The following is a 13,245-nucleotide window of genomic DNA, read 5'->3' as shown; positions in this document are numbered from 1 at the left end:
TCCCGCTGCCCGAACAGTATCGAGAATGACATGAACCTTCCCAACATCATCCGGCCGGAACACACCTTCATCGGCGTGTCGGCGCCGACCAAATGGCGCGCGCTGCAGACCATAGCCGACAAGGCCGCCAAGGCTTTCTCCGTCGATGGCCAGACCATCCTGAAGGCGCTCGAAGCGCGTGAGAAGCTCGGCTCCACCGGCATTGGCAACGGCATTGCCATCCCGCATGCGGCGATCGACGGCATGACCAGCCCGCGCGGCCTTCTCCTCCGCTTCGCCCAACCATTGGATTTCGAGGCGATCGACGATATCCCGACTGACATCGCCTTCGTGCTGCTCTTCGGAGAAAATAATCGTGGCGAATATCTGAACGTGCTATCGGCCATTGCCAGGCGGCTGCAAACGGACGGCGCGCTCGCCGCCATGCGCAAGGCAAGAACGGTCGACGAATTTTATTCCGATTTCATCGCCGATTCACGGGTGTGATGACATTGTTCTAAATTAAAAAAGGCGCGGCCTGAAGGTCGCGCCCACTCGTCTGCAAAGAGACGATCTTAGAAATCGCGCTGGAAGCGCAGGAAGCCGAACACTTCGTCGTCGCCTTCGTCCTCATCGTGATATTGCACGCTGAGCTTCGTACGCAGATCCTCGACGATGCGGTAGTCGATGGTGACACCGGTCGTGTAGGCGCTGCCGCCGGTGAAGCCGTTACCGTCAGCCTCGAGAGCGATGTTTTCGAAGTACTGGAAGCCGGGGGTGACCGACCACTTGTCGTTGATCTTCAAGGCATACTCTGCTGCGATCGTCCATTCGGACTCTTCGTAGTAGTAGTTGGCGCCGCTTGCCCATACGCCGGCAATGCCGAGCGTGCCCGGGCCGATGTCGGCATAAACGATGCCGCGGACCGCGACTTCGCTGGTGTCGGTGTCATAACCGGCAAGCAGGTAAGCGCTGATGGCGCCGGCCTTGTAGGAAACCTGGCCTGCGACACCGAAGTTGTTCGGGCCGTCGCCCGGCTTGGTGGCGTAGTCTTCTTCCAGCTCGTCGACCGAAATGCCGGCCGCGAAAGCGCCATTCTCGTACTGATAACGGATCGAGTTGTGGGTCGTCTCGTTGCTGGCGAGCGTATCGGTCTCGCCGCTCATGTCGTCATCCCACCAGCTATACAGCTTACCGACGCGGAAACCGGCAATGTCGATGTAGCCTTCATCGAGCAATGCTTCCTGGTCAGAAGCGTTGTCGACATTGTAACGCAGCGTGATGACGCCGGTGAGCGTGCCGTACTCGGTGTCGTTCTTGGCCTGGAAGGTGACCTGACCGCGGGTCCAGAAGTCTACGTCGGAGTCGCCGGAAATATGGTCACCGAAACGCACTTCGGTACGGATGTAACCGCCGATCGAAAGGCATGTTTCCGTCCCCGGAATATAAAAATAGCCGGTTCCGTAGGCGTCGCAAACGCGAACATATTCCACGGGCTCGGGTTCCGCCGCCACGATGGCGTCGGCTGCGCGGGCTCCGGAGGCCGCGGCAAGGGCGGCAACGGAGGCAAAAAGGATAGTTCTGATATTCATTTTGAATGGCCCTAAACAGGTTTGGAATGCGAGGCGCACTTCAAGGGTTGCCCCCGCGCAGCGGTCGGCGAATACGACCGCAACGGAGGCCATATAGGAATCCACAAGTGCCATCGCGGCAAAATCTTGGCAAAAATCTGCATCACCATGTCGTATTCGTGGAGGAACTGTGGCCAAAAAAACACGGCCCTGCGGCGGGCAGCGCCCGGCGACCAATTGGCCGCGGCCAACTTCGGCACGTCCATTTCCAAATTACCCCTTAAATGGAATGACATTCTAACGGTAGCGCCGGAACCGGAAGAACCTTTGTTTCATTATACGACTGACTTGATAGTGTTTAGGCACAAACACGGAGGGTTCCCCAATGCAGACACAACGGCTCACCCGGCTCATCGCAGCCGCGGTCATGGCAGGCAGCTTCGCGATCGGGAGCATCGCTCCCGCATTCGCGGATCAGACGCTTCTTAACGTTTCCTACGATCCGACTCGCGAATTGTATAAGGATTTCAATGCTGCTTTTGCCGCCAAGTGGCAGAAGGACACCGGTGAAACCGTAACGATCCAGGCGTCGCATGGCGGCTCCGGTGCGCAGGCGCGCTCCGTCATCGACGGTCTCGACGCCGACGTCGTCACGCTGGCGCTCGAAGGTGATATCGACGCCATCGCCAAGAAGACCGGCAAGATCCCGGCCGACTGGAAGACCAAGTTCCCCAACAATTCGACACCCTATACGTCGACGATCGTCTTCCTGGTCCGTAAGGGCAACCCGAAGGGAATCAAGGATTGGGGCGACCTGGTCAAGGACGACGTGCAGGTCATCACCCCAAACCCGAAGACCTCGGGCGGCGCCCGCTGGAACTTCCTGGCCGCCTGGGCATGGGCCAAGCAGGCGAATGGCGGCGACGAAGCCAAGGCGCAGGATTACGTGACGAAACTGCTGCAGCACGTTCCGGTTCTCGATACAGGCGCGCGCGGCGCCACGACCACCTTCGTCCAGCGCGGCCTCGGCGACGTGCTGCTTGCCTGGGAAAACGAAGCCTATCTTTCACTTGAAGAGCTCGGTCCCGATCAGTTCGAGATCGTGACGCCGGCCTTCTCCATCCGTGCCGACCCGCCAGTCGCCATCGTCGACGGCAATGTCGACAAGAAGGGCACGCGCAAGGTCGCCGAAGCCTATCTCAACTACCTCTATTCGGACGAAGGCCAGAAGATCGCCGCCAAGCACTTCTACCGCCCGATCAAGCCGGAAGCTGCCGATCCGGCTGACATCGCCCGCTTCCCGAAGCTGACGCTGGCGACCATCGACGATTTCGGCGGCTGGAAAGACGCACAGCCGAAATTCTTCGGCGACGGCGGGGTATTTGACCAAATCTACAAGCCGGCCCAATAATAGACTTCATGAAAGCACATAGCCCCACGCGGTGGCGGTTCAAGCGGCCGAGTGTCATTCCGGGTTTCGGAATGGCGCTCGGCCTTACCTTGACCTGGCTCACCCTTCTGATCCTCATCCCGCTCTCGGGCCTCGCCGTCCGGTCGAGCGCGCTCGGCTGGGAAACATTCTGGTCGATCGCACTCGATCCGCGCACGCTGAACGCGCTGCGCATCAGCTTCGGCAGCGCCTTCATCGCTGCGATCGTCAATGCTGTCTTCGGCATCATCCTCGCCTGGGTGCTGGTGCGTTACCGCTTTCCCGGCAAGCGTGTCATCGATGCCATGGTCGACCTGCCTTTCGCGCTGCCGACTGCCGTTGCCGGCATCGCGCTGACGACGCTCTACGCGCCGAACGGCTGGATCGGCCAGTTCCTGACGCCGCTCGGCATCAAGATCGCCTTTACGCCAGCCGGTATCGTCGTTGCGCTGATCTTCGTCGGCCTGCCCTTCGTGGTGCGCACCGTGCAGCCCGTCATGGAGGAAATCGACAAGGAAGTGGAGGAGGCTGCGGCAACGCTCGGCGCCAATCGCTTCCAGACGATTTTCCGCGTGCTGCTGCCAGGGCTGGCGCCCGCCGTGCTCACCGGCTTTGCGCTCGCCTTTGCCCGCGGCGTCGGCGAATACGGCTCGGTCATCTTCATCGCCGGCAACCTGCCGTTCAAATCGGAGATCGCGCCGCTGCTGATCATCATCAAACTCGAAGAGTATAATTACGCGGCAGCGACCGGTATTGCGGCGATCATGCTGGTCATCTCGTTCGCCATGCTGCTCGTTATCAATCTCATCCAGAGCTGGAGCAGGCGGAGGTACGGCTATGGCGCTTGATGCGACCGTTCAACCGGTGAAGCTGCGTTCGGTGACCACCGAAAACAGGATCGCTCGCTTCACGCTGATCATTCTTTCGCTCGTCTTTCTGCTGCTGATCCTGCTTCTGCCGCTCGCTGCAGTTTTCGTCGAGGCTTTCCGCAAAGGGCCCGCCCCCTTCTTCGTGGCGCTCGCCGACGCCGAGACCTTGTCGGCAATCCGCCTGACGCTGATCGTCGCCGGCGTCAGCGTGCCTCTCAACCTCGTCTTCGGGGTCGCCGCCGCCTGGGCGATCGCCAAGTTCGAGTTCAAGGGCAAGGCCTTCCTGACGACACTGATCGACCTGCCCTTCTCGGTCTCACCCGTCATATCGGGCCTGGTCTTCGTTCTGCTGTTCGGCTCCAGTACCTGGCTCGGCCAGTGGTTCAGCGCTCACGACATCAAGATCCTGTTCGCCGTGCCGGGGTTGATCCTCGCCACCATGTTCGTCACCTTCCCCTTCGTCGCCCGCGAGCTGATCCCGCTGATGCAGGAACAGGGAACCGCCGACGAGGAGGCAGCCCTTTCGCTCGGCGCCAGCGGCTGGCAGACCTTCTGGTACGTGACGCTGCCGAACATCAAATGGGGTCTGCTCTACGGTGTGCTGCTCTGCAACGCTCGCGCCATGGGTGAATTCGGCGCCGTCTCGGTGGTCTCTGGCCACATCCGCGGCCAGACGAACACCATGCCGCTGCAGGTGGAAATTCTCTATAACGAGTATAATTTCACCGGCGCTTTTGCCGTCGCTACACTTTTGGCCTTGCTCGCGCTCGTGACTCTTGTTTTGAAGACGCTGCTGGAAATGCGCTATAGCGCGGAAATCGCCGCCAGCCGGCGGCACTGAAGGATTTGGAATGGAAGTACGCGTTCAAAACATTCGCAAGGAATTCGATCGTTTTCCGGCACTGCACGATGTCTCGCTCGACATCCGCTCCGGCGAGCTGATCGCACTGCTAGGCCCTTCGGGCTCCGGCAAGACGACATTGCTGCGCCTGATCGCCGGCCTCGAAAGCCCGACGGAGGGGCTGATCTTCTTCGGCGACGAGGATGCCTCGAAGAAATCAGTGCAGCAGCGCAATATCGGCTTCGTCTTCCAGCACTATGCTCTCTTCCGCTACATGACGGTGCTCGAAAACGTCTCCTTCGGCCTCAAGGTCAGAAACAGCGCGCGGCGGCCGCCCAAGGCCGACATCCGCAGGCGGGCGCTCGAACTGCTCGAGCTCGTCCAGCTTTCCGGTCTCGAAAAACGCTACCCGGCCCAGCTTTCGGGCGGCCAGCGCCAGCGTGTGGCGCTCGCCCGCGCGATGGCCGTCGAGCCGAACGTGCTGCTGCTCGACGAACCCTTCGGCGCGCTCGACGCCCAGGTGCGCAAGGACCTGCGCAAATGGCTGCGTGATATCCACGACCGCACCGGACATACCACCGTCTTCGTCACCCACGACCAGGATGAAGCGCTGGAGCTTGCCGACCGCGTCGTGGTCATGAGCCAGGGCGCGATCGAACAGGTCGGCACGCCGGACCAGGTCTACGACAATCCGAATTCTCCCTTCGTCTTCGGCTTCATCGGCCAGTCGAACTGCCTGCAGGTCGAGATTACTGACGGCGACATTCGCTTCGAAGGCCGCTCGCTCGGCCTCAATGCCGAGGGCGAGCCGGATGGCACGGCGCAGCTCTATTTCCGCCCGCACGACGTCAGGCTCTGCGAATCAGCCGAAAACTGCATCGCCGGCCATCCGGTCTCCAGCCGCCGCGTGGCCGGCACCCGCCATATCGAGTTGGATATCGGCAATGATCGCCCGCATATCGAGATCGAATTGCCGCCGAGCGAGGCCGACAGGCTTGACCGCAACCGGGTAGCCTTCAAGCCGACCCGCTGGAAACTGTTCCGCAGCTGATGGAGATTGAGGGCCTGTCGCCCACAGAGTCGTGCGTCTTTTCAAACGCGCGACTCTGCAACACATTGAATTTCTTCATAATTTTATGCTGGAATCGATTCCGATTTCAGGAATTACGCGATAGCTTATCGCCGGAATCGTATTTGGCGAGAGTCCCTTAAGGTTTTTGTTATCTAAGGTTGTTTGTATTTCAGTCATATGACGAGTAAAACGTTTTCGCTTAATCATTAAGGGCTGGACTAATCCCATAGGAGGCACCTGGCGTTGAGGGCGGAGATTTCCTTTGGAAAATCCCTGATCGGGATTTTGTTCGTAGGACTGGCAGCGGCAAGCTGCACGACGACATCGAAACCGGCGGCAACGGCGGCGAACACCAAGACGAAGCAGGGCCAAGCGACGAAAGTCACGTTCAATTATACGGCCAAAGACCGCGAGTGCCTGCAGCGCGCGATGTATTTCGAATCGCAGCATTCGGACGAGGACGGCTACATGGCGGTCGGGACCGTTGTCATGAACCGGCTCACCTCCGGCGCCTATCCCCCGTCGATCTGCGGCGTTGTGGCCCAGAAAAGGCAGTTCGCGCCCGGCGTGATGACGCGCGAAGTCAAGCCGCAGGCGGAAACTGAGCTTGCTACCGCAGCGGATGCGATCCTTATTAAGGGCGCACGCCATCCCGCGGTGAAGGACGCGATGTTCTTCCACACCGATGGGCTGAAATTCCCTTACGACAACATGCACTATGTGACGGTCGCCGGCGGCAACGCCTTCTACGAGAAGCGCGACGCCAACGGCACGCTTGAAACGCCGCCGCCGCTGCCCTCCTACGAGGTGGCGATGAACTATGTGCCCGGCGAAAGCATGCTGCCGCCGCAGTTCGAGGCACTGATCCCCTCGGCGGTTCCCGTTCCTCTGCCGGCGCCGGACCCCATGGCGACGGCGAGCACGGGGCAGATGCGGATAACTGCGCCGGTGACCGCGCCGGAAACATTGCCGGTAACATCGGTCGAGCCCGAGCCGGGAATGCCCATTGCGATCCCTATTCCCCGCCCCGCCTATGACAGCGTGATGCTGCGTGAAAGCCTTCCGGCGAACGGCGGTTAAACCGCCCTTTCGGTCTAAGAGTTAGGTGGAAGCGCGCCTAGGCGCGCTCTTCCCAGACCTTTGCCAGTTCCACGATCGTTTTGACCGCCTTTTCCATGTCCTGGCGGCTCACCCATTCGAGCGGCGAGTGGAAGGCATGGCCGCCGGCGAAGATGTTCGGGCACGGCAGTCCCATGAAGGAAAGGCGCGAGCCATCCGTGCCGCCGCGGATGCTGCCGCGCACCGGCGTCATGCCAGCCCGGCGCACCGCCTCGATAGCGTTCTCGACGATCTCCGGGTGACGATCGAGCACCACCTTCATGTTGCGATACTGTTCCTTCACCTGGAAATGATAGGTCGAGCCGGGATAGGCAGCCATCACGTCCTTGACGATGGCTTCGAGCATGATCTCCTTTTCCGTGAGCCCCTTTTCGGTGAAGTCACGGATGATGAAGCTCAGCGACGCCTTCTCCATCGAGCCGGTCACGCCGGTGGGATGGATGAAACCCTGCTGGCCTTCCGTGGTCTCGGGGGCAATATCCCTCGGCAGCCGGTCGATGATGGCGCCTGCGATCTTGATGGCGTTTTCCATGCGGTCCTTGGCGAAGCCAGGATGGATTGCCACACCTGAAATGCTGATCTCGACGCCGTCGGCCGAGAAAGTCTCGTCCTCGATATGGCCGGCCGTCTCTCCGTCCATCGTATAGGCGAAGTCGGCACCGAGTTTCTTCAGGTCGACCTTGTTGACGCCGCGCCCGACTTCCTCATCGGGCGTGAACAGGATCTTGATCGTCCCGTGCTTGATATCAGGATTGTCGACGAGGATTTGGGCCGCGGTCATGATCTCAGCCAATCCCGCCTTGTCGTCGGCACCGAGCAATGTCGTTCCATCGGTCGTGACGATATCGTTGCCGATCTGGTTCTGCAGTTCAGGATGATCGCTGACGCGGATCACCCGGCCCGTGTCGCCGGCAAGCTTGATATCCCCGCCGGCATAATTCCCGACGATCTGCGGCTTGACATTCGTGCCGCTGAAATCGGGCGCCGTATCCATGTGCGAGCAGAAACAGATGACCGGCACCGTCTTGTCGCTATTGGCCGGAATGGTCGCGTAGACATAGCCGTGTTCATCGAGACGTGCGTCCGCAAGACCGATCTTCAGCAGTTCATCGACCAGAACCCGTCCGAGATCCTTCTGCTTGCCGGTGGTCGGTTGCGTCGACGAGGCGGGGTCGGATTGCGTATCGATAACGACATAACGGAGAAAGCGGTCGAGAACAGTGTCGGTCATAGCATCCATTCCAGCAGCAGGATCACGCAGAGGATATAGCCCTCATGGGCGATGCGACAAAAGATTTTTCCGCTCGCAGTTCGGGAGGGTTTCCCATTCAATCCATTTCATGCGCCGCCATCGGATGCCGGAATCGATACCACATGGGAAACCAGGCCGCCGTCGCTAACTTGGTGCACAAGGAAGGACGGAGCGTCGATCACCGGAAGATCGGCCCGTCCTTCCAACAGAAGCGGATTGGGTGGGCAGAGGGAGCCGCAGGTCTGGACAGGGATCATTCCCAGCCGACCAAATGCAGGTCGGTGGACATGGCCGCAGAGAATCGCCAACGGCAGCCTATGCATCGTCTCCAGGGTACTGAGAAGCGCACTGTCGTTCCGGCATCCGACCTGGTCCAGCGCCTCGATGCCGATCCTGAATGGTGGCTGATGCATGAACAGAAGGGCGGGCGTCGTCAGGTCGGCAAGCGCGCTCATCAGCCACGGCAGATGCGGCAGGACGTCACCGTAGCTCTGACCGGCGACGGTCACATCGACACCGAGGAGGGTCAGCCCATCGACAGCTGTCCGGAAATGCATCGGTCCCGTCGCATTGATCCATGTGCCGACGGCGGCAAGTTCGGAGCGCATCAATTGCACATCGTCACCGTTGCCCGGCAACAGGTGGACAGGGCAGTCCAGCGACCGCAGGCTTTCGGCGACCAGGCGATAGCCTTGCCGCCATCCGTCGTCCACCAGATCTCCCGTGAGAACAAGCGCATCCGGGCGGAACGTCTTCAGCCAGCCTATCGCCAGCTCCAGCGTCTGGAGCGACGAAAGATCCGGCCCCGCATGGATATCGGATATCTGCGCAACGAGCATGTTATGCCTCCCCGCCCCCGCTGAAGAGAGTATGCCAAAACCGACAGCAACGGGCCACCGGCTCTGCTGTTCAATCGACGCGTTTTCCCTCGGCGTCGAACACATGCAAATACTGGGCCGGGAAGGCGACATTGACCTTCGGCCCTGCCTTCAGCGCGTCGCGGGTCAGCGTGAAGATCTTGAACGGCAGACCATGCAGGGCAAGGTGCAGGATGATGCCGAAGCCTGTCGGTTCGACGAGTTCCACGTCCGCGGCAAGCCCGGCCCCGCCGTCGCTCATCAACACATGCTCCGGCCGGATGCCGAGCGTCACCTTTGCGCCGTCGACAAGCGGCAGAGGCTTTGCAAGCGGCACGATCGTGCCGTCCTTCAGCCTCACGCCGCCGGCATCATAGCTGGCCTCGAGGAAATTCATCCCCGGCGAGCCGATGAAGCCGGCAACGAAGAGATTGGCGGGGCGGTCGTAGAGTTCCAGGGGACTGCCGACCTGCTGGACCACGCCGCCATGCATGGCAACGATCCGGTCCGCCAGCGTCATTGCCTCGATCTGGTCGTGGGTCACGTAGATCGAGGTCGCCTTCAGGTCGCCATGCAGTTTCTTGATTTCGGCGCGCATCTGTTCGCGCAGGCGCGCATCGAGGTTCGACAGCGGTTCGTCGAACAGGAAGGCCTTCGGCTGGCGGACGATGGCGCGGCCCATGGCGACGCGCTGGCGCTGGCCGCCGGAAAGCGCCTTCGGCCTTCGTTCGAGCAGTGGATCGAGGCCGAGCTTGGCGGCGGCCGCGGCGACCGCGCTTGCAATCTTCTCCTTCGCCACCTTCCGGAGCCTGAGGCTGTAGCTCATGTTGCCGGCGACGTTCATATGCGGGTAAAGCGCATAGGACTGGAACACCATGGCGATATCGCGGTCCTTGGGATGCAGCTCATTGACCCTGACCCCGGCGATGCGGATCTCACCTGATGTGACCTCCTCCAACCCGGCGATCATGCGCAGCAGTGTGGACTTGCCGCAGCCGGACGGGCCAACGAGCACTACGAATTCGCCGTCATGGATTTCGAGGTCGACGCCGTGCAGCACCTGCACATGGCCATAGGCTTTGCGGATATTCTGGATATCGATCGATGCCATGTGTTTAACCCTTGACCGCGCCGGCCGTCAGGCCCTGGACGAGATAGCGCTGGATGAGCAGGAAGAAGAGGCCGGCCGGAATGAGCGCCATGACGCCCGCCGCCATCATCTGCCCGAAATCCACCGAGAATTTCGAAACGAAAGTGAGAAGGCCGACGGGGAAGGTCGCCGCGTCATTGCCGTTGATCAGCATCAGCGCGAAGAGCAGCTCGCTCCAGGCGGCAGTGAAAACGAAACCGAGGGTAGCAGCGATCCCCGGCAGCGTCAGCGGCAGGATGATCTGGCGAAACGCCGTGAACTGCGTCGCACCGTCGATCTTCGCCGCCTCTTCGAGATCCCTCGGAATGCCGTCGAAGAAGGACTGCATCAGGAAAGTGGCGAAAGGTACGTTGAAGGCGGTGTAGACGATGACGAGCCCGGTCAGGCTGTTGGTCAGATGCAGCGGCGACAGGATCTTGAAGATCGGCGCGACCAGCATGACCAGCGGGAACATCTGGGTCAGCAGCATCAGGGCGACGATCCAGTATTTTGCCCGGAAATTGAAGCGCGACAGCGCGTAGCCGGACAGCGAGGCGCAGATCGTCACAGTCACTGCCGTCGACGCCGAGACGATCAGGCTGTTCTTGAAGAAGGTCGGAAAGGCGCTGTGCCGCAGCACGAAGGCATAGTGATCCCATGTCGTGCGCGACGGCCACATGCGCACGCCTTCGCTATAGAGCAGGTCGTTCGGCGTCACCGACACCTTGAGCAGCCAGAACAGCGGAAAGAGCGCGAAAGCGACGTAGCAGAGGATCGCCAGACGGTGTGCGATGGTGGGAATGACGGATCGTCTCATGATCTCAATCCTTGTTCAGCAGCGTCTGCCGGAGCAGGATGATCAGCATCGAATAGGCAAGCAGCAGCACGAGCAGCACCAGCGCGATCGCCGAGGCATAACCGAAATCGAGCCGCCTGAAGGCTGTCGTGAAGATGTAGCTGGCGACGATCTGCGTCCGGTCCGCCGGCCCGCCATTGGTCATGACGACGATGAGATCGGCGAAATTGGAAATCCACACGGTGCGCAGCAGCACGGTGATGGCGATCGTTGGCGCCAGAAACGGCAGGGTAATCGAGCGGAAACGCTGGAACCAGCCGGCGCCGTCGATCGACGCCGCCTCATAGAGATCGCGTGGGATCGCCTGCAACGCGGCAAGCAGCGTGATGGCGAAGAACGGAATGCCCCACCAGGCATTGGCAACGATCGGCCCCCACATCGCATAGTTGGGATCAGAAAGGATATTACCAGGCTCATGCATCAGCCCGAGGGCGAAGAGCCAGTGCGGGATCGGCCCGATGACGGGGTTGAACAGCCAGGCCCAGTTGAGGCCGGCAAGAAAGGACGGCACGGCCCAGGGCAGGAAGACCAGCGCCTGCGCGATTGCCCTGCCCTTGAACGGCTTGTCGAGCAGCAACGCCAGAATGAGCCCGAAGACGAACTGCAGGACGACGGAGGCGCCCGTCCACCAGAGCGTGTTCCTCAGCGCGCCGTAGAAGGCGGCATCGCCGGCAAGCTCGCGGAAGTGATCGAGCCCGATGAAGCCGCCGGAAAACGGATTGAGCAGCTGAATATCGCGGAAGGCGTAGGAAATGCCGACCGTCAGCGGCACCAGCATCACCGCAATGATCAGGATCAGTGACGGTGCGCTGTAGAGATAGGGCTCCGAAGCATCGGCAACGCGACGCAGCCATGGCCTGCGGTCGCGACGCATGTCGAGCGTATCGGCGGAAATGGTCATCAGCCAGAAGTTCCCATTCGCGGCGTTGATGCGCCGTCTGTGTCATCAAAGAAGTGACGGCGGCCCCGTCTCCAAAGGCCGCCGCCGTCAGTCCGTTGCTTATTTCTTGGCGAGGAACTTCTGCTGCGCCTTGGTGAGGTATTCCGCCCACTGGTCGGCCAGATCCTTTGCCGAGATATCGCCGAGCAATGCCTGCTGCGAGGTCTTGATCGCCAGCGAATCCTTGAAGAAGGCGAATTCCTCGAGATAGGTCGGCATGACTGTTGGTACCGTGTTCGGGTCCGCCAGTTCCTCGAACCAGCCCTTGAACTGGTCACCGGCATAGAAGGGATCCTTCTCGGCCGCCGTATAGGCCGGTAGGGCGCCGATGCGCTTGTTCCACTCGATATTGCCTTCCGGCCCTTCGAGGGTGGCGATCAGCTTCCAGGAGAGATCCTTGTTGCCACTGGTCGTGAACATCGACCAGCCGCCATAGCCGATCGTCGGGAAGGACTTGCCGTCGGGACCCTTCGGCAGCGGCATGACGCCGAAATCGTCCTTGTTCATGCGTTCGGCGATGGCGATCAGCGCATCCGGATCCTGGTCCAGGAAAGCGCAGGTGCCGGAATAGAAGCCGGCGACGACTTCGTTGAAGCCCCAGTTGACGCTGTCTTTCGGCGCATAGCCCTTCTTGTAGAGATCGACCATCCATTCGATGCCCTTGGCCCAGCCGGGGCTGTTCATCGTCGAGGTGCCGTCTTCGTTGAAGTATTTGTTCGAGCCGGCCATCGAGGCGGCAAATATCATCCAGCCGTTGAGGCCGCCCGGTCCGCCGCGCATGCAGTAGCCGTATTTGCCGGACAGTTTGGAAACCTTCTCCGAAGCCGCGGTGAATTCTTCCATCGTCTTCGGCGGTGCGGCGACGCCGGCTTCCGACAGCAGTTTCTTGTTGTAGAACATCGCCCTGAGATAGAAGCCGTAGGGCAGCATATAGGCGGTGTTCTTGACGTCGCGGCCAAGTTCGAGCGCGCGCGGTGTCAGCTCCTTGGTGTGCTCCCACTTTTCCAGGTAGGGCTCCAGGCTCTCGAGCATGCCGTTATTGGCATAGAGCGACAGCCAGGTGTCGGGCATTTCCATCACATCGGGCACGTCGCCGGCGGACACCATTGTCGCGAACTTCTGGAACGCTTCGTTCCAGGGCAGCGAGATGATGTCGACCTTGGTGCCGGGATTGGCGGCCTCGAACTTGCCGACGATCGATTTCAGCGTTTCGGTGCGCTCCGGGCTGGTAATGACTTCGACAAGCTTGAGCGTGGTATCGGCAAAGGCCGTGCCCGCCATCATCGAAGCAAAGAGCGTCGAGATTATTAGTTTTTTCATGGCTCAGTTCC

Annotated in this window: 13 protein-coding genes; 6 read left to right on the top strand and 7 right to left on the bottom strand. The window is 60.7% G+C overall.

Annotation, left to right across the window (positions count from 1 at the left end; genetic code table 11):
* Positions 1–30 precede the first annotated feature (30 nt).
* The gene (locus tag AB8B31_RS30400; RefSeq protein ID WP_018246503.1) at positions 31–486 is read left to right on the top strand and encodes a PTS sugar transporter subunit IIA; all 456 of its coding nucleotides are present in this window, start codon (positions 31–33) and stop codon (positions 484–486) included.
* Positions 487–554: 68 nt separating this feature from the next.
* On the opposite strand, the gene AB8B31_RS30395 is transcribed toward AB8B31_RS30400, so the two are convergent.
* The gene (locus tag AB8B31_RS30395) at positions 555–1,571 is read right to left on the bottom strand and encodes a porin (protein ID WP_026188774.1); all 1,017 of its coding nucleotides are present in this window, start codon (positions 1,569–1,571) and stop codon (positions 555–557) included.
* A gap of 364 nt (positions 1,572–1,935) precedes the next feature.
* On the opposite strand from AB8B31_RS30395, the gene AB8B31_RS30390 reads away from it, so the two are divergent.
* From AB8B31_RS30390 to AB8B31_RS30370, 5 genes are all read left to right on the top strand, one after another.
* On the top strand, positions 1,936–2,961 hold the full coding sequence (locus AB8B31_RS30390; protein WP_018246501.1) for a sulfate ABC transporter substrate-binding protein: 1,026 nt from the start codon (positions 1,936–1,938) through the stop codon (positions 2,959–2,961).
* An 8-nt stretch (positions 2,962–2,969) separates the two neighbouring features.
* Complete coding sequence (cysT, locus tag AB8B31_RS30385) at positions 2,970–3,827, top strand: sulfate ABC transporter permease subunit CysT (RefSeq protein ID WP_018246500.1); 858 nt, start codon at positions 2,970–2,972, stop codon at positions 3,825–3,827.
* Positions 3,817–4,689 carry a sulfate ABC transporter permease subunit CysW gene (gene cysW / locus AB8B31_RS30380; RefSeq protein ID WP_018246499.1) on the top strand — a complete coding sequence of 291 codons (873 nt, stop codon included), beginning with the start codon at positions 3,817–3,819 and terminating at the stop codon, positions 4,687–4,689. Before cysT ends, cysW begins: the two co-directional genes overlap by 11 nt.
* A 10-nt stretch (positions 4,690–4,699) precedes the next feature.
* Positions 4,700–5,740, top strand: coding sequence for a sulfate/molybdate ABC transporter ATP-binding protein (locus tag AB8B31_RS30375; RefSeq protein WP_018246498.1), 1,041 nt, complete (start codon positions 4,700–4,702; stop codon positions 5,738–5,740).
* A gap of 264 nt (positions 5,741–6,004) precedes the next feature.
* Positions 6,005–6,841 carry a cell wall hydrolase gene (locus AB8B31_RS30370; RefSeq protein WP_018448523.1) on the top strand — a complete coding sequence of 279 codons (837 nt, stop codon included), beginning with the start codon at positions 6,005–6,007 and terminating at the stop codon, positions 6,839–6,841.
* 37 nt (positions 6,842–6,878) lie between these two features.
* Here the strand turns inward: AB8B31_RS30370 and pepT are convergent, their stop codons facing one another.
* The 6 genes from pepT to AB8B31_RS30340 form a co-directional block, all read right to left on the bottom strand.
* Positions 6,879–8,111, bottom strand: a complete 1,233-nt coding sequence (gene pepT, locus AB8B31_RS30365) for a peptidase T (protein ID WP_018448522.1) — start codon at positions 8,109–8,111, stop codon at positions 6,879–6,881.
* A 107-nt stretch (positions 8,112–8,218) separates the two neighbouring features.
* Entirely contained in the window at positions 8,219–8,971 is a 753-nt protein-coding gene (locus tag AB8B31_RS30360) for a metallophosphoesterase (RefSeq protein WP_018246495.1), read from the bottom strand.
* A 70-nt stretch (positions 8,972–9,041) separates the two neighbouring features.
* Positions 9,042–10,100, bottom strand: a complete 1,059-nt coding sequence (locus tag AB8B31_RS30355) for an ABC transporter ATP-binding protein (protein WP_018246494.1) — start codon at positions 10,098–10,100, stop codon at positions 9,042–9,044.
* A 4-nt stretch (positions 10,101–10,104) separates the two neighbouring features.
* Positions 10,105–10,935, bottom strand: a complete 831-nt coding sequence (locus AB8B31_RS30350) for a carbohydrate ABC transporter permease (protein WP_168279230.1) — start codon at positions 10,933–10,935, stop codon at positions 10,105–10,107.
* Between the two features lie 4 nt (positions 10,936–10,939).
* Positions 10,940–11,875 (bottom strand): carbohydrate ABC transporter permease, encoded by a 936-nt coding sequence (locus tag AB8B31_RS30345; RefSeq protein WP_439007642.1) that lies wholly within the window; start codon positions 11,873–11,875, stop codon positions 10,940–10,942.
* 99 nt (positions 11,876–11,974) lie between these two features.
* A complete protein-coding gene (locus AB8B31_RS30340) occupies positions 11,975–13,234 on the bottom strand; it encodes an ABC transporter substrate-binding protein (protein WP_168300285.1) in 1,260 nt (419 codons plus the stop codon).
* Between the last annotated feature and the right edge of the window lie 11 nt (positions 13,235–13,245).

Source organism: Rhizobium sp. 62_C5_N11_2 (genome assembly GCF_051811185.1).
Taxonomy (GTDB): Bacteria; Pseudomonadota; Alphaproteobacteria; order Rhizobiales; family Rhizobiaceae; genus Rhizobium; species Rhizobium leguminosarum.
The sequence above is the reverse complement of the archived record's forward strand: the minus strand, read 5'-3'. Positions and strand labels throughout refer to the sequence as shown.

What these genes read in the sequence shown, in the direction of transcription:
- AB8B31_RS30400 (WP_018246503.1), top strand. Translation starts at nt 31, where the DNA reads ATGAACCTTCCCAACATCATCCGGCCGGAACACACCTTCATCGGCGTG.
- AB8B31_RS30395 (WP_026188774.1), bottom strand. Translation starts at nt 1,571, where the DNA reads ATGAATATCAGAACTATCCTTTTTGCCTCCGTTGCCGCCCTTGCCGCG.
- AB8B31_RS30390 (WP_018246501.1), top strand. Translation starts at nt 1,936, where the DNA reads ATGCAGACACAACGGCTCACCCGGCTCATCGCAGCCGCGGTCATGGCA.
- cysT (WP_018246500.1), top strand. Translation starts at nt 2,970, where the DNA reads ATGAAAGCACATAGCCCCACGCGGTGGCGGTTCAAGCGGCCGAGTGTC.
- cysW (WP_018246499.1), top strand. Translation starts at nt 3,817, where the DNA reads ATGGCGCTTGATGCGACCGTTCAACCGGTGAAGCTGCGTTCGGTGACC.
- AB8B31_RS30375 (WP_018246498.1), top strand. Translation starts at nt 4,700, where the DNA reads ATGGAAGTACGCGTTCAAAACATTCGCAAGGAATTCGATCGTTTTCCG.
- pepT (WP_018448522.1), bottom strand. Translation starts at nt 8,111, where the DNA reads ATGACCGACACTGTTCTCGACCGCTTTCTCCGTTATGTCGTTATCGAT.
- AB8B31_RS30360 (WP_018246495.1), bottom strand. Translation starts at nt 8,971, where the DNA reads ATGCTCGTTGCGCAGATATCCGATATCCATGCGGGGCCGGATCTTTCG.
- AB8B31_RS30355 (WP_018246494.1), bottom strand. Translation starts at nt 10,100, where the DNA reads ATGGCATCGATCGATATCCAGAATATCCGCAAAGCCTATGGCCATGTG.
- AB8B31_RS30350 (WP_168279230.1), bottom strand. Translation starts at nt 10,935, where the DNA reads ATGAGACGATCCGTCATTCCCACCATCGCACACCGTCTGGCGATCCTC.
- AB8B31_RS30345 (WP_439007642.1), bottom strand. Translation starts at nt 11,875, where the DNA reads ATGACCATTTCCGCCGATACGCTCGACATGCGTCGCGACCGCAGGCCA.
- AB8B31_RS30340 (WP_168300285.1), bottom strand. Translation starts at nt 13,234, where the DNA reads ATGAAAAAACTAATAATCTCGACGCTCTTTGCTTCGATGATGGCGGGC.